The sequence below is a fragment of the Labrenzia sp. VG12 genome, assembly GCF_002237595.1.
In the GTDB taxonomy this organism is placed as follows: Bacteria; Pseudomonadota; Alphaproteobacteria; order Rhizobiales; family Stappiaceae; genus Roseibium.
This window is the reverse complement of record NZ_CP022529.1, coordinates 1,433,272-1,447,139: the sequence shown is the minus strand read 5'-3', so window position 1 is coordinate 1,447,139 and position 13,868 is coordinate 1,433,272. Positions and strand designations below refer to the sequence as shown.

Here is a 13,868-nt window from a genome sequence, read left to right as displayed (position 1 = left end):
AGACAAACATGTCCAATATCGTCGAAGTTCCGATTGAAACCCAGGGACAGTCCTCCCGCGGGTCCGGGTTCATGGCGGCCCTTGTGCTTTTGACCTTGATTGGTGGTGGAGCTGGGGCCGGCCTGGCCAAGTATATTTCCGATTACACGGAAGAAGAGGTTCATGGCCGGTTGCGGCAGCAGCAAAGTTTTGCCGATACGCTGCCGTTTTCGCCGTCGACGCGGCTGCAGTCGCTCGATCCCCTGGTGACCAATCTGTCATCGCCAAAGGAAGCCTGGATCCGGTTGCAGGCCTCGGTGTTGCTTGAAGACGATGTGGATGGCGACGTTGCAGTGATGAGGAAGAAGGTCGAGGACGATTTTCTGACCTATCTCAGAACGCTCACCCTGTCGCATCTGGAAGGCGGCATCGGACTTCAGCACCTCAAGGAAGATCTGACCGAGCGTGCACGCACGCGCACCAAGGGACAGGTCCATGAAGTCATTCTGGAATCGGTGGTGATTCAATGATCCGGGCCCTGTTGGCTATTGCCGCGCTCCTGCTGATGACAGGCGCAGCGGCAGCGCAAGTGCCTGATCTGTCGTCGCTTCTGCCGGCGGGCGAGGGCAGTGCAAGCGGCCGTATCGTGCAGGTCATTGCGCTTTTGACGGTGCTGTCCGTTGCTCCCGGCATTCTCATCATGGTGACAAGTTTCACCCGTTTCGTGATTGCCTTTTCCTTCCTGCGGTCCGGCATCGGGCTGCAGACGACACCGGGCAATCTCATCCTGATTTCGCTGGCCCTGTTCATGACATTCTACGTCATGGCGCCAACCTTTGACCGCGCCTGGGATGAAGGGGTGAAACCCTTGATGAACAACGAGATCTCGGAGGAAGAGGCCTATGTCAGGATCACCACGCCCTTCCGGGAATTCATGCTGAGCCAGGTGCGCGAGGAGGACCTGGTTCTGTTCGATGATCTGGCGGCCGGCCGGATCACCGACACGGAAGCAAGTTCTGCCGAAGAGGTTGAGCTCAGGGTCCTGATCCCGGCATTCATGATCTCCGAATTGCGGCGAGGTTTCGAAATCGGCTTTTTGATCGCGCTGCCTTTTCTCGTGATCGATATGATCGTGGCTACGATCACCATGTCGATGGGCATGATGATGCTGCCGCCGACGGTGATTTCCCTGCCGTTCAAAGCGCTCTTCTTCGTTCTGATCGACGGTTGGAACCTGCTTGTCGGCAGTCTGATCCGATCATTTATCTGACGGCAGGATATTGAAATCTAAAGACCTTCCAAAAGGCGGAGCGTCATCGCTCCGCCTTTTATCGTGAGCGATATCACGTGGAGCGATTTTTCTGGTGCAGGCTGACTGGAGGCAAAAGGAAAAAAAGATCAAATTGGCGCTATCGGGGTAAGCTTCGCGCAAGATTGGGCCGCTAGGGTCCAGATGACAGCAGGTTGAACCACTACCCATCAGGTTCAAAAGCATGACGCTGCTCCTGCTGTGCCGGTGCAAACCCGGCATGTCCCGCTCCAATCCAGTACCAAACTGATACATTGAAAGGGACATATCATGTCTAGCTTGATGACCAACGCTTCCGCAATGACCGCTCTGCAGACCCTGCGGAGCACCAACGCCAACCTGGCAGAGACGCAGAACCGCATCTCCACGGGTTACCGCGTCGACGGCGCGGAAGACAACGCTGCATACTGGTCCATCGCGACAACCATGCGTTCCGACAACATGGCTCTCGGTGCCGTTGAAGACTCTCTGGGTCTTGGTGCCGCGACCGTCGACGTCATGTATACCGCCATGGACAGCACTGTTGATGTCATGAACGAAATCAAAGCCAAAGTTGTCGCAGCCCGGACCCCGGGTGTTGACCGCGGCAAGATCCAGTCCGACATCAACGAGCTGCAGAACCAGCTGCAGAACACGGCCGACTCGGCTGTCTTCAACGGTGAAAACTGGTTGTCTGTTGACTCCGGTGCGGCCGGCTACGCTGCTGCCAAAGACATCGTGGCCTCCTTCTCCCGCGCTGGTGGTGCCATCACCATCCAGACCATCACGCTCGACACCACTGCAACGGAACTTTACGACGCTGCCGACCAGTCCGGCATCCTCGACCAGGACCGCGGTTTCGCAGCCCTGACCAACATCTCCGGCAACGGTATTGCGGATCTGGACATTTCCGCCGTCACCGATGCTGACCTTGCTGGTCTGGACACCGTGATCGCCGGCATCGATACCGCTCTCAACGATATCACCGATGCTGCAACCACCCTGGGTTCCGTGAAGAGCCGCGTCGATCTGCAGAAGGACTTCGTGTCTGCCCTGCGTGACGCCATCGACCGTGGTGTGGGTCAGCTGGTTGACGCTGACATGAACAAGGAATCGACCCGCCTCCAGGCTCTGCAGACCCAGCAGCAGCTCGGTATCCAGGCACTGTCGATCGCCAACCAGGGTTCTCAGAACATTCTGTCCCTGTTCCGTTAATCCCGCTCAGGGTTTCATGGAAAGAGGACCGCGCCCTCCGGGGCGCGGTCTTTTTGCGTCAGAATTTCTCTTCGGCTGAACCCGTCCTGACAGGCTCGCACAAGCTCCGCTGCCGATAGTGGCAGCAACAAAGTGATACGTGCATGAAGGGGTTATGCATGCCGGGCCGTGAACACGCCGAGAAACTGTGGGCAAACTTGATGGAATTGGGCGTGCGCCGACTGGTCGCGCTCGCCTTAATCGGGCTCGCTACAATCGCGACCGTCGGCGCGGGCGCTTATTATCTGAGCCGACCGGAGCAAACGGTCCTCTATACGGGCCTCGACGGGGACGATGTCACCAGGATCGGATCCGCGCTGCGCGATGCCGGTATCCAGTTCGACATCAGCGCCGATGGCGGTTCTGTCATGGTCAGCCACGCCCAGACCGCGAAGGCGCGCATGCTGCTTGCCGAAAAGGGCCTGCCGCGCGGCGCCAATTCCGGGTACGAGCTGTTCGATGAACTGGGATCGCTCGGTCTGACTTCCTTCATGCAGGAAGTCACCCGGGTGAGGGCATTGGAAGGGGAGCTGGCGCGCACGATCCAGCTGATGAAAGGAATTCGTGCCGCGCGCGTTCATATCGTGCTGCCGGAAAAGGGGTCCTTCCGAAGGGACCAGCAGCCACCCTCTGCCTCCGTGGTGATCCGCTCGGATGTACCGGATGATGTGCGCACCGCCGACGCCATCCGGCACCTGGTGGCAGCGGGTGTTCCCGGCATGGAAGCCAGCAAAGTCACCGTTCTGGATACGTCCGGCGGTATCCTGGCGGCCGGCAAGGACCCGACCAAGGCGTCGGCCGGACAACTGGCAAGCCTGGAGACAGCTGTCAGCAATCGTATTCAGGAAAACATCCGCAAGACCCTGACACCCTATCTGGGGCTGGAGAACTTCCAGGTCAGCGTCGCCGCTGAACTGAACACCGATCGAAAGACGATTGCCGAGACGATCTTCGACCCGGATTCCCGCATCGAGCGCTCCGTGCGCACCATCCGTGAGAACGAAAACGCCCAGAACTCCAGCGTGAGCGCGCCGACGACGGTGGAGCAGAACCTGCCGGAAGAAGATGTTTCTTCAGAGAATGGCGAACGATCGAGTGAAGAAAACGAACGCCGCGAGGAGACCGTCAATTACGAGATTTCGTCCAAACGTATCGAAACCTCGCAGGACGGCTACAAGGTCGACCGGTTGTCGATCGCGGTTCTGGTCGACAAGGCGCGACTTGCGCAGTCGCTCGGCGGCGAACCAACTCAGGCACAGATCCAGGAACAGCTGACGGAAATCGAAGCACTGGTTGCGTCTTCCGCTGGCGTTGAAAGCACGCGCGGTGATCACGTGAAGGTATCTGTGGTCGACTTCGTCGATGGCGGCAAGGCCCTGGAGCCGATCCCGCCGATCAGTGTCACGGAATACCTGTTGCGCCAGTCGGGCAACATCATCAATGCACTCGCCATTCTGACGGTTTCGATGCTGGTGATCTGGTTCGGCCTGCGGCCGGCAGTTGCCGCGCTGGTGCCGCAGGTGTCCCAGCCGCAAGTGGAAATGGCGGAACTGGGCATGTTGCCGGAAGGCGCCGAGGTTCAGGACGAGACCTACGACGGCGAACAGGCCTTCCTGGTGCCGCCGGATCATTCCGACATGCTTCAGGACCTGAACAGCAAGCGCAATCAGTCCGCATTGCGGAAGCTGGAATCCCTCCTGGAATTCAACGAAGAACAGTCCGCTGCGATCCTGCGCCAGTGGCTCTATGAATCGGAGCGAGTCTAATGTCGACATCCGTTGCCTCCCACATTCCCGTTCTTTCTGTTCCGAAATTCAGGACCTTCGGGGCCTATGACGCCGCGCTGGCCGACGTTCTGGAACCTTGTGACGAGCATCCGCCGGAACCGAGCCTGGAGGATCGGCTGCAGGCGGAGTTCGAGCGCGGCCTTGCCGAGGGCAGTGAACGCACGCGGGCTCACTATGAGGCGCTGCTGGAGCAGGAACGCGCCGATCATGCCCGCGCGCTCGAAGACGAGCGCACCCGGTTCGACATGCGCGAAGCCGCCAACATAGGTGCGGCCATCGAGGGCTTTGTCGATATTCTGGAGCAGCGCCTGTCCTATTCGGTCGCCAAACTGCTGCAGCCCTTCTTGGAGGAACGGATTGTCGACCAGCTGGTCACCGCCTTTGCAAGCAACCTGCGCCAGCTGACGGAAGACGATCAGGACAAGATCATCCGTCTGCGCGGACCGGAAACGCTGGTCTCACGGGTGGTGGACCAGTTGCCGACGCTGAAGGACCGCATCGACATCCAGCACCGTGATGAAGTTGAACTCGTCGCTCTCATCGACGAGACCACAATCGAAACCCGGCTGAGCCAATGGCTCGCCCAGGTCGAGATGATCGACGGGGAGGCTGCGTGATGCTGGACGGGGTTCCGAACGAGGTTGTCATTGTCCGGCGCAAGAACAGCTGGGAAGACGACCACCTGCCGCATGGCGTCTGGAAGATCGCCTATGCGGATTTCATGACTGCACTGATGGCCTTCTTTCTGGTGATGTGGCTGATCAACGTGACCGATGACAGCGTTCGCCGCGGCGTGGCCCAGTATTTCAATCCCGTCAAGCTTGCCTCGACCGCGCCCAATCGCAAGGGGCTGAACGATCCGCAGATCAACGGCGACACCAACGAAAACGGCACCAAACTGTTTACCGGCAAACTTGGAGGCTCCGAGGATCCTGTTGATCAGGACGACAATTTCGGATCCGGCCACGAAGCCGGACACAAGGCGGAAGCGGTTGAGGAAACGCCGGAGACAGGCGGGGTTCCGGTCTCCGGACAGTTCACACAGACACATGCGGAATCGATCCTGTTTTCCGATCCCTATGCGGTCCTGGACACACTGGCAGAGAAGATCCGCGTTGCCGAAACGCTGGAAGACAATCCCCAGGGCATCGGTACCGGCCTGCAAAAACATGAGGGTGCCCAGGGTGGCCAAGCCTACCGTGATCCCTTTGACCCGCTTTTCTGGCAGTTCCGCCCAGGTCGCGGTGTCGACGGTTCGGAGGCGGCCGCACTTGGAACGCCCGATCAGGGCCAGACCGCGAGCAACGTGGACCTTGAAGGAAACGCGGCCTTCGGTGCGCCTCTCGAGGAGGGCAATACGCTTGATGCCGGGGTCACGGACACGCAAGCAATGCCGCAAATTGTTGCCATTTCTGAAGACGAGGAACTGTTCTCAGGTGCGGGGGAAGGAACATCGGACCTGAGTCAATCCGGCACAAGTCAGCTCTCTGAAACCGGCTCCCGCATCGATTCCGTGGTGGCCCATGTGATGGGGCGCTCCGAACAGACCGTTGCAGATGGTCTTGAAGGCCCATCGACCGGGAGCGCCGACACGGCGACTGATCCGGAGACCGATCGGCTCGTGGCCCGGCTGTCCGAGGTCCTTGCTGAAACGGATGGCACATCACTTGAGAAAACCGCAGGACAGATCACGGTTAGCCGCGAAGCGGATGGAACCTTGATCAGCCTGACGGACGACCAGAATTTCGGCATGTTCGCGATCGGCTCGGCAGAACCGCGCCCGGAACTGGTCAAGTTGCTGGAGCGCATCGGCAAAGTGGTTGCGGAAACGCCCGGTCAGATCGTGATCAAGGGGCACACGGATGCTCGTCCGTTCCGCAGCAAAACCTATGACAACTGGCGCCTGTCGACAGCCCGGGCCCATATGGCGCGCTACATGCTCACACGGGGCGGGGTCGACCAGGCGCGGTTTGACCGTGTGGAAGGCTCGGCCGACCGTCATCTGAAAGTCCCGGACGACCCCTTTGCTGCCGGCAATCGCCGTATCGAGATCTACCTGCTGGAGGGAGGTAAGTGATGCGGTTGGGTCCCCAGATCAAATCGGCTCTCCTGGCTGCGGTCCTGGGTGTTGGTCTCTGCAATGCCTTGCTTTCAAGCGGCCTTGCGGCAGAGCCCGCGGTAACCGCCAAGAAAACCCAGCCCTTTGAAATGATCCGCTCCCTGCAGACACTTCAGGAACAGATCGCGCAAGGCAACAGCCATGCCATGAAGGCACAACGCACGCTCCTTGCAGACATGGATGACATGTTCCTCAAGGTGCCGGCGGATCTCTGGCAAGAGCCCCGCAACGCACGGGCCGCCGTGGTGCATCTGTTGAGCGGTGGTCATCCACGGGTCATGCGGCACCTGCTTGCACTCGAGCCGTTTCCGGCCATTGACCGACGGCTGATGGAGGCTTCGCTGGCTTATGTGGAAGGGCGGGAAGAGGACATGCTGGAGCTGCTTAAGGATATTGATCCGCTTGAGCTGCCGCCGAGCCTTGGCGGGCATGTGGCTCTGGTGAAAGCAGCACCTTACATCCGCTCTGAACCGGCCAAGGCCATGGAACTGTTGCAGGTGGCCAGCCTGCTGATGCCGGGCACGCTGGTCGAGGAAGCTGCGCTTCGTCGTGAAGTGTTCGTGGCCGGCATGATGGCCGATGTCGACCGGTTCCGTGTGCTCAGCATTCGGTATCTGCGCCGTTTCAGAAGTTCTGTCTATGCGGGGGATTTCCGGCGCCGCTTTGCGCTTGCGCTCGATACGCTCGGCTTTGTCAAGAGCGAAGACAAGTTTGCGCTGCTGGACCCCGTCCTGCACGAGTTTGATGCCGACAGCCGCCGCGGCCTCTATCTTCGGCTGGCCCGTTCAGCGCTCCTGGCTGGGCATCTGAAGGTTGCCCGCAAGGCGACCGGCGGAGCGCTCTCGCTTGCGGTGGCGGGCACCAAGGAACACGAGATTCTGAAAATCTATCTGGCGGCGACCCGCCTCGACCCGGAAATGATCACGGCCAACAGGGACCTGCTCTGGTCCGTCGACCTTCGGATCCTGTCCGACGAAGATCGTGCCGTTCTGGATGGCGTCTATGTGGTTCTCAATTCCGTCCGGCATTTTCCCGAACCACCCGAAAACGTGATTGGCGAGTTCAACGTTGCCAGCACCATGGCCGACCCGGCGCAGCGTGACTGGATCACGGCAGATATGGAACTGGCGGAAGTCCTTTTGAACCGAAGTGAGCAGACCTTGCGCAGCATGGGAGACAAAGATGAGCGTTAACACCCATGCCATGGTACCCGCTGCCCCGAAGTCCGGCGCAGGAGCAGATGGTTCGGGCGGCAGCGGACAGGCGTCGGCCAAGGAGGCTGCTGCTGCCTTCCAGTCCGTCCTGCACGGCATGAAACGCGGCGAGGCTCCGGTCGAAGGCGGTGGTGAGCAGTCCGGACGTCAGTCCGGGCAGGGGCAGAACCAGGCGAACGCCGAAACAGGCGACACGTCTGAGGCAAATGCAAACTCGGCTGAAAGCAACACAGGCCCGTCCACGTCTGTCACCTATTCCACTTCCAACCTGGTCAATGCCTTGCGCCAGGTGTCCAGCAACATGCATGCCAGGGATGCCGCTGGCGATGGCTCCGCTCTAGAGGAAAACCGGTCGGTACCGCAAACCCCTCTAAGCGGCGATGCGGCCCTTTATGCGGGGGCCGCGGTGTCGATGCCGGCAAACGCGGTGTTGGCGGCTCGAAATGCGGCCTCCGCGCAAGGTTCGGGGCAACCATCGGCGCAATTGCCAGCTCACTTGCAGGCAGCACTGCCGGGAGCTCAAGCACCAGGCCCTGAAGGAGTTGAGGGTGCCAGGACCGGAACGAGTTCTCTCTTTGCGCAATTCGGTGTTGAGCCCGAGACGGTCGGCGATCCGCTTCTGTCGGGAGCCGGTCGTCGGTCGCTCCTCCCGGAAGAGGCATCTGGGACGGTCAAGATCCTGCGCCAGGAAACGCATTTTGCCCCCAATATGCGCCTGTCTCCGGCGCAACAGGTTGGTGATCAGATTGCCACAGCCTTGAAAACCCTGTCCGCCGACGGGCAACAGGGGCAGGCCGGGGTTACCCACAGGGCCGAGGGGCCGGTGCTGAAAACGCTGGATATCCAGCTGACGCCACATGAGCTCGGCACCGTTAAAGTGTCTCTTCGAATGGTTGGTGATAGCGTTGAAGTAACGCTTCAAACCAGCAACCCGCAGACGGCGGATCTCCTGAAACAGGACCGGCAATTGCTGGACCAGATGTTGCGGGCAACCGGGTTCAAGGCCGACACGATCACGATCCAGGCCGCCGATGACAGAGGCGCCGTCCAGGCAGGTCCGACAGCTTCAAACACCGCTGGATCCGGCCAGAACGCTTCCGGCAACGGTGCGTTTTCAGAGGGCCAGGCACAGAATTCAGACCGTAACGCGTCCGGGCAGGACCAGGACAGACCTGGTCAGAACCAGCAGGAGCATGGCGGTCTGTCAGGTGAAACAGCGAGAGGAAACACACATGAGGAAGATACTGGCAACAGCCTGTCTGACGGCATCTATCTTTAGTGTCGGCTCGCAGTCAGCCATCGCGGAGGTCCAGAATGTCTGTGAACGCGAAATGGTTGCCGCAGCTCAGAAGTACCGGGTTCCGCTCGGCGTGCTATATGCGGTTGGCTTGACGGAAACAGGGCGGCGCAACTCGCTTTATCCCTACGCCTTGAACATCGAGGGCAAATCGGTGTTTCCGCCAAGCAGGACGGCGGCCGAAAAGGACGTTCTGGCAGCACGTCAGCATGGCAAGAAGCTGATCGACATCGGCTGCATGCAGATCAATCACCACTATCACGGCGACCAGTTCCGTTCGGTGCAGCATATGCTGGAACCGCGCGCGAATGTGCAATATGCGGCCAGGTTCCTGAAGGATCTGCGCAAGCGGCAAGGGTCCTGGACGATGGCTGTTGCGCGCTATCACGCTGGCCCGAATAACAATCCTGCGCAGAAACGCTATGTGTGTACCGTGATCCGCAACATGGTTGCCTCCGGTTTTGGTAACTGGACACAGAAATCCAAGCAATTCTGCGGCGCCTGACAGATCAGCATTGGTAAATTCGTTGCCAATGCTTTCTCTGTACCTGATTGATAAAATTTTACTCAATTAAGTATTTGAATGGAAAGAAAAAGCATTCTGCCTGAACAGCTTCGCACAAGTTAGGCCGGTTTGACTGTGACCAGTTGATTTGGACACAGGAGACCTGTCATGGGCCTTTTCGGAGTGATGCGCAGCGGCGTTTCGGGCATGAATGCGCAATCGAGCAAACTCGGCACCGTCGCCGAAAACATCATGAATTCGAGCACCACCGGCTACAAGCGTGCCCAGTCGGAGTTTTCTTCGCTGGTGGTTTCGCAAGGTGCCGGGTCGTTCAATTCCGGCGGCGTGGAAGCTCACACTCAGTACCAGGTGTCCAAGCAGGGCAATATCAGCTTCACGACGTCAAAGCTCGACCTGGCCGTCGACGGCAACGGCTTCTTTGTCGTTGGCAACGAGGCTGGCGAGAGTTTTCTGACGCGGGCCGGTCACTTTGTTCCGGACGGTGACGGGTATCTCCTGAACACGGCCGGGTATTACCTGCAAGGGTACCCGATTACCGGCAATACGGCGCCGACCACGGTTGCCAACGGGCTTGGTGGACTTGAGCGGATCAACATCACCCAGAACCAGCTGGAAGCAACGCCTACCAGCGAGGCCTTCCTGCGCGTGAATGTGAGTGAGGATGCCGCGATCGTGCCGGCTGCGGATCTGCCGTCTGCAAACGCTGCAACGTCCACCTATTCCCACAAGACGTCGATGATCGTCTACGACAATCTCGGCAATGAGGTGAAACTCGATGTCTACTATTCCAAGGTTTCCGAAACCGCGGCGGACTCAGACTGGGAAGTTGCCATCTACGACGCGGCGGATGCCGGGCCGGGCGGGGGCTTTCCCTACAGCTCCCCGGCACTGAACACCCAGACGCTCACCTTTGACGTGACCACCGGCAATCTGACCGGCGCCAGCCCGACCGACATCAACATCACGGTTCCCAATGGTGGAACCTTCGACATTGATCTCGACCAGTCGACCTATCTGAACGCCGATTTCACCGTGACCAATGTCGATGCCAACGGCAACGCGCCGAGCTCGGTGAAAAATGTTGAATTCGACGACGATGGAACGCTTTACGCCATTTACACCAATGGCGACCGGCGCGCGATCTACCAGATCCCGCTCGCCGACGTGCCGAGCCCGGACCGGCTGTCGCCGCTTTCAGGCAATGTCTACAGCCCGTCCTTTGATTCAGGCGATGTCCGCGTCGGTTTTGCGGGCGAGGGGGGGCTTGGAAAGATCAAGGTCGGCGGTCTTGAAGATTCCAATGTCGATCTCGGCAACGAACTGACCTCCATGATCGAATCCCAGCGCACCTACACGGCCAACTCGCAGGTGTTCAAGGCCGGTTCTGACCTGCTCGAACAGCTCGTCAACCTGGTCCGCTAACGGGCGCTACTGCCAACCGGAAAGTTTTCATCATGAGTTTGTCAGTCGCCCTTCAGGTCGCCCAGTCCGCTCTTGCGGCCCGGCAGACGGAATCCTCGGTAATCGCCCGCAATATTTCAGGCGCCCAGGATCCCGGCTATTCACGAAAATCCGTACTTCTCAGCCAGACCTACACCGACAGCGGTCAGACCGGCGGATTGAAGGTCGACGGTATCGGCCGGGTCACCGACAGTGCGCTCTATTCGTCGCTTCTGCAGTCGACTTCGGTCGGAACGTCGCAGGAAGCCGTGCTTGCCGGCCTGACGCGCATGTCCGAAACCACAGGCGACACGCAGAACAAGATGTCTGCGGCTGCAAGGCTCGGCGAGCTGAAACTGTCCCTGCAGTCCTATGCATCCGATCCCGGCAACGCCATCCAGGCGCAGGACGTGCTGCAATCGTCGAAAGACATGGTCAGCACCTTGCAGTCCGGCTCCGCACTGGTCCAGGAGGTCCGCGCCAATGCCGATGCGGACATGGCAACCTCGGTGCGGGAGATCAACACGCTGCTCACCCAGCTGGAGGATCTCAACTCCGTGATTGTCCGCGGGACCCAGGCCGGGGCCGATGTCACCGATGCCCTGGACAGCCGTGATCAGGTGTTGCTCAGTCTTTCAGAAGAGATCGGCATCACCACGCTCAACCGCAGCCACGGAGATGTCGTTGTCTATACCGACAGCGGCGTGACCCTGTTCGAGACAACGGCGCGGGAAGTGGCCTTCCAGCCGACCGTTGTCTATGACGCGACGACGGTGGGCAACACAGTCACGGTGGATGGGGTCCCGGTTGCCGGTCCCGGCGCAGTGATGGAAATCAAGTCCGGCCGGCTGCATGGTCTGGCCGAATTGCGCGATGATGTGGCCGTTACCTATCAAAGCCAGCTGGATGAAATCGCGCGTGGGCTGATCGAAGCCTTCGCGGAAAGTGACCAGAGTGGCGGCGGCGGGCCTGACCAGGCGGGTCTCTTCACCTGGTCCGGCGGTCCGGGCATCCCCGCGGCGGCGACGCTGTCACCGGGACTGGCCGCTGAAATTGCCGTCAACGCCAATGCGGACCCGGATCAGGGCGGCAGCCTTGACCGGTTGCGGGACGGGGGCATCTCCGACCCTCTGGATCCGAATTACAATTACAATCCGTCGGGCGCTGCCGGGTTTTCCGACCGCCTGCAGGAGCTTGTCTCCGCTTTTGATCAGGACACGGTCTTTGATGCCGGCGTTGAACTTGATCCGACAGATTCCTTGAGCGGCTTTGCGGCGTCGTCGGTCAGCTGGCTGGAAAGCGGCCGCAAGACCATGACCAGCAATGTCGAGGTTCAAAGCGTGATCCTTGGCCGGACTGCGGAAAATCTCAACAACAAGACGGGCGTCAATATCGACGAGGAAATGACCCTGCTCCTGGAGATCGAGCGGTCCTATTCGGCCGCAACCCGGCTGATCTCGGCCGTCGATGCAATGCTTGAAGACCTTCTGGCAGCAGCGAGGTAACGCGCCATGAAAACCACCTATATCTCAACAATTTCACTGTCCGATGCCTCGCGCCGGCAGATCCAGAGCCAGGCCAGTCTCGTGCAGAAACTGGGCGTGGAACTGTCTTCCGGCCGCAAATACGACGTGGGTCTCGATCTTGGCACGCGGACCGGTGAAGCTGTCTCGATCCGCGCGGAGTTTCACTTTCTGCACGGCATCATCGACACCAATGCGCTGGCGGCCTCGCGGCTCGATGTCAGCCAGGCGGCGATGAATGACATCCTGAGCGATGCTCAGGACTTCCTGTCGACGCTGGTCGCGTTGCGGGAGAACGATTCCAGTTCGGACATTGTGAAGGCCGATGCCATCGGCAACATGGAACTGCTGACCTCCCGGTTGAACACGCAGCTCAACGGCAACTTCATGTTCGCGGGTATCAACACCGACCAGGAACCGCTCGCCGACTACGCCGACCCGGCATCGCCGAACAAGATTGCGGCCGATGCGGCGTTCCTGGCCGAGTTCGGCATCACGCAGGCAAATCCTGCCGTTTCGGCGATCACGCCGGCGGCCATGGACACCTATCTGAACGGTGCCTTTGACGCCATGTTCCAGGACCCGGCCTGGGGCGCCACCTGGTCGACGGCGTCCGACAACGTGATGGTCAGCCGGATATCGGCCAGCGAAACCGTGACGAGTTCCGTCAGTGCCAATGAACAGGCTTTCCGCGACCTGGCGGCCGCCTACACGATGATGTCCGACCTCGGCAACGAGAACCTTGATCCCGGCACCTGGAAGACGGTTGTCGACAAGGCAATCGAGAAACTGGGAACCGGAATTGCCGGCGTCACCAGCGAGATGGGCAAGCTCGGCAATGTCCAGGAGCAGGTCAATCTCGCCAGCGAGCGCCTCAAGGTCCAGACCGACATCCTGAACAGCCGTGTCAACGATCTGGAAAATGTCAATCTGGAAGAGACCTCAGTCCGGCTGAACACCGCACTGACCCAGCTGGAAACCACATATGCGGTGACCGCCCGCATGCAGGGTCTCAGCATCCTCAACTACCTGTAACACCGGCCAAGTGCCTGACATGATTTATCAAACTCAAGCTTGAGAGGGCCCATGTACAATCTGTCCTATGCCGAGGTTATGGATGATCTCTGCTCTGATCAGCGGCTCAATGAACACGAGGCCATGTCGATCGTGATCGACAAGCTCAATGTCGCCAAGGAGCGCGGGGTCAAGTCGCCGGAAGCCGTCGACGCCCTGTTCTACACAAGGCGGCTTTGGAGCTACTTCCTGGAACACCTGGCGGACGACGCCAACGAGCTGCCCATCGAGACACGAGCCAACCTGATCTCGGTCGGTATCTGGGTGCTGAAAGAGGTCGAAGCCCTGCGCCAGTGGGAGCAGGAGGATTTCTCCGACATCATCCAGATCAACTCCATCATCCGCGACAGCCTGGACGGGTAAACTT

13 protein-coding genes are annotated in these 13,868 nt (G+C 59.7%); all 13 read left to right on the top strand.

Going from position 1 to position 13,868, the window contains the following annotated elements; genetic code table 11:
- Nucleotides 1–8 precede the first annotated feature (8 nt).
- The 13 genes from CHH27_RS06625 (at nucleotide 9) to flaF (ending at nucleotide 13,864) form a co-directional block, all read left to right on the top strand.
- A complete protein-coding gene (locus CHH27_RS06625) occupies nucleotides 9–509 on the top strand; it encodes a flagellar basal body-associated FliL family protein (RefSeq protein ID WP_094070892.1) in 501 nt (166 codons plus the stop codon).
- Nucleotides 506–1,249, top strand: coding sequence for a flagellar type III secretion system pore protein FliP (fliP, locus tag CHH27_RS06620; RefSeq protein ID WP_198338364.1), 744 nt, complete (start codon nucleotides 506–508; stop codon nucleotides 1,247–1,249). The genes CHH27_RS06625 and fliP overlap by 4 nt, the downstream gene beginning before the upstream one ends.
- A gap of 309 nt (nucleotides 1,250–1,558) precedes the next feature.
- Entirely contained in the window at nucleotides 1,559–2,482 is a 924-nt protein-coding gene (locus CHH27_RS06615) for a flagellin (protein WP_094070891.1), read from the top strand.
- A 158-nt stretch (nucleotides 2,483–2,640) separates the two neighbouring features.
- Nucleotides 2,641–4,287, top strand: coding sequence for a flagellar basal-body MS-ring/collar protein FliF (gene fliF / locus CHH27_RS06610; RefSeq protein WP_094070890.1), 1,647 nt, complete (start codon nucleotides 2,641–2,643; stop codon nucleotides 4,285–4,287).
- Nucleotides 4,287–4,925, top strand: coding sequence for a hypothetical protein (locus CHH27_RS06605; RefSeq protein WP_094070889.1), 639 nt, complete (start codon nucleotides 4,287–4,289; stop codon nucleotides 4,923–4,925). Before fliF ends, CHH27_RS06605 begins: the two co-directional genes overlap by 1 nt.
- Nucleotides 4,925–6,385 (top strand): MotB family protein, encoded by a 1,461-nt coding sequence (locus CHH27_RS06600; RefSeq protein ID WP_094070888.1) that lies wholly within the window; start codon nucleotides 4,925–4,927, stop codon nucleotides 6,383–6,385. Before CHH27_RS06605 ends, CHH27_RS06600 begins: the two co-directional genes overlap by 1 nt.
- Nucleotides 6,385–7,620, top strand: a complete 1,236-nt coding sequence (locus CHH27_RS06595) for a hypothetical protein (RefSeq protein ID WP_208988624.1) — start codon at nucleotides 6,385–6,387, stop codon at nucleotides 7,618–7,620. Before CHH27_RS06600 ends, CHH27_RS06595 begins: the two co-directional genes overlap by 1 nt.
- Nucleotides 7,610–8,920 carry a flagellar hook-length control protein FliK gene (locus CHH27_RS06590; RefSeq protein ID WP_094070887.1) on the top strand — a complete coding sequence of 437 codons (1,311 nt, stop codon included), beginning with the start codon at nucleotides 7,610–7,612 and terminating at the stop codon, nucleotides 8,918–8,920. The genes CHH27_RS06595 and CHH27_RS06590 overlap by 11 nt, the downstream gene beginning before the upstream one ends.
- Nucleotides 8,886–9,443 (top strand): transglycosylase SLT domain-containing protein, encoded by a 558-nt coding sequence (locus CHH27_RS06585; RefSeq protein ID WP_371681849.1) that lies wholly within the window; start codon nucleotides 8,886–8,888, stop codon nucleotides 9,441–9,443. Before CHH27_RS06590 ends, CHH27_RS06585 begins: the two co-directional genes overlap by 35 nt.
- Nucleotides 9,444–9,611: 168 nt before the next feature.
- On the top strand, nucleotides 9,612–10,886 hold the full coding sequence (locus CHH27_RS06580) for a flagellar hook protein FlgE (RefSeq protein ID WP_094070885.1): 1,275 nt from the start codon (nucleotides 9,612–9,614) through the stop codon (nucleotides 10,884–10,886).
- 32 nt (nucleotides 10,887–10,918) lie between these two features.
- A complete protein-coding gene (gene flgK / locus CHH27_RS06575; RefSeq protein ID WP_094070884.1) occupies nucleotides 10,919–12,409 on the top strand; it encodes a flagellar hook-associated protein FlgK in 1,491 nt (496 codons plus the stop codon).
- A 6-nt stretch (nucleotides 12,410–12,415) separates the two neighbouring features.
- Nucleotides 12,416–13,462 carry a flagellar hook-associated family protein gene (locus CHH27_RS06570; protein WP_094070883.1) on the top strand — a complete coding sequence of 349 codons (1,047 nt, stop codon included), beginning with the start codon at nucleotides 12,416–12,418 and terminating at the stop codon, nucleotides 13,460–13,462.
- Nucleotides 13,463–13,513: 51 nt separating this feature from the next.
- Complete coding sequence (flaF, locus tag CHH27_RS06565) at nucleotides 13,514–13,864, top strand: flagellar biosynthesis regulator FlaF (RefSeq protein ID WP_094070882.1); 351 nt, start codon at nucleotides 13,514–13,516, stop codon at nucleotides 13,862–13,864.
- The last annotated feature ends 4 nt before the right edge of the window (nucleotides 13,865–13,868 follow it).

Coding starts and splice junctions, on each gene's coding strand:
- CHH27_RS06615 (WP_094070891.1), top strand. CDS start 1,559: ATGTCTAGCTTGATGACCAACGCTTCCGCAATGACCGCTCTGCAGACC.
- CHH27_RS06625 (WP_094070892.1), top strand. CDS start 9: ATGTCCAATATCGTCGAAGTTCCGATTGAAACCCAGGGACAGTCCTCC.
- flgK (WP_094070884.1), top strand. CDS start 10,919: ATGAGTTTGTCAGTCGCCCTTCAGGTCGCCCAGTCCGCTCTTGCGGCC.
- fliF (WP_094070890.1), top strand. CDS start 2,641: ATGCCGGGCCGTGAACACGCCGAGAAACTGTGGGCAAACTTGATGGAA.
- flaF (WP_094070882.1), top strand. CDS start 13,514: ATGTACAATCTGTCCTATGCCGAGGTTATGGATGATCTCTGCTCTGAT.
- CHH27_RS06590 (WP_094070887.1), top strand. CDS start 7,610: ATGAGCGTTAACACCCATGCCATGGTACCCGCTGCCCCGAAGTCCGGC.
- CHH27_RS06580 (WP_094070885.1), top strand. CDS start 9,612: ATGGGCCTTTTCGGAGTGATGCGCAGCGGCGTTTCGGGCATGAATGCG.
- fliP (WP_198338364.1), top strand. CDS start 506: ATGATCCGGGCCCTGTTGGCTATTGCCGCGCTCCTGCTGATGACAGGC.
- CHH27_RS06595 (WP_208988624.1), top strand. CDS start 6,385: ATGCGGTTGGGTCCCCAGATCAAATCGGCTCTCCTGGCTGCGGTCCTG.
- CHH27_RS06605 (WP_094070889.1), top strand. CDS start 4,287: ATGTCGACATCCGTTGCCTCCCACATTCCCGTTCTTTCTGTTCCGAAA.
- CHH27_RS06570 (WP_094070883.1), top strand. CDS start 12,416: ATGAAAACCACCTATATCTCAACAATTTCACTGTCCGATGCCTCGCGC.
- CHH27_RS06600 (WP_094070888.1), top strand. CDS start 4,925: ATGCTGGACGGGGTTCCGAACGAGGTTGTCATTGTCCGGCGCAAGAAC.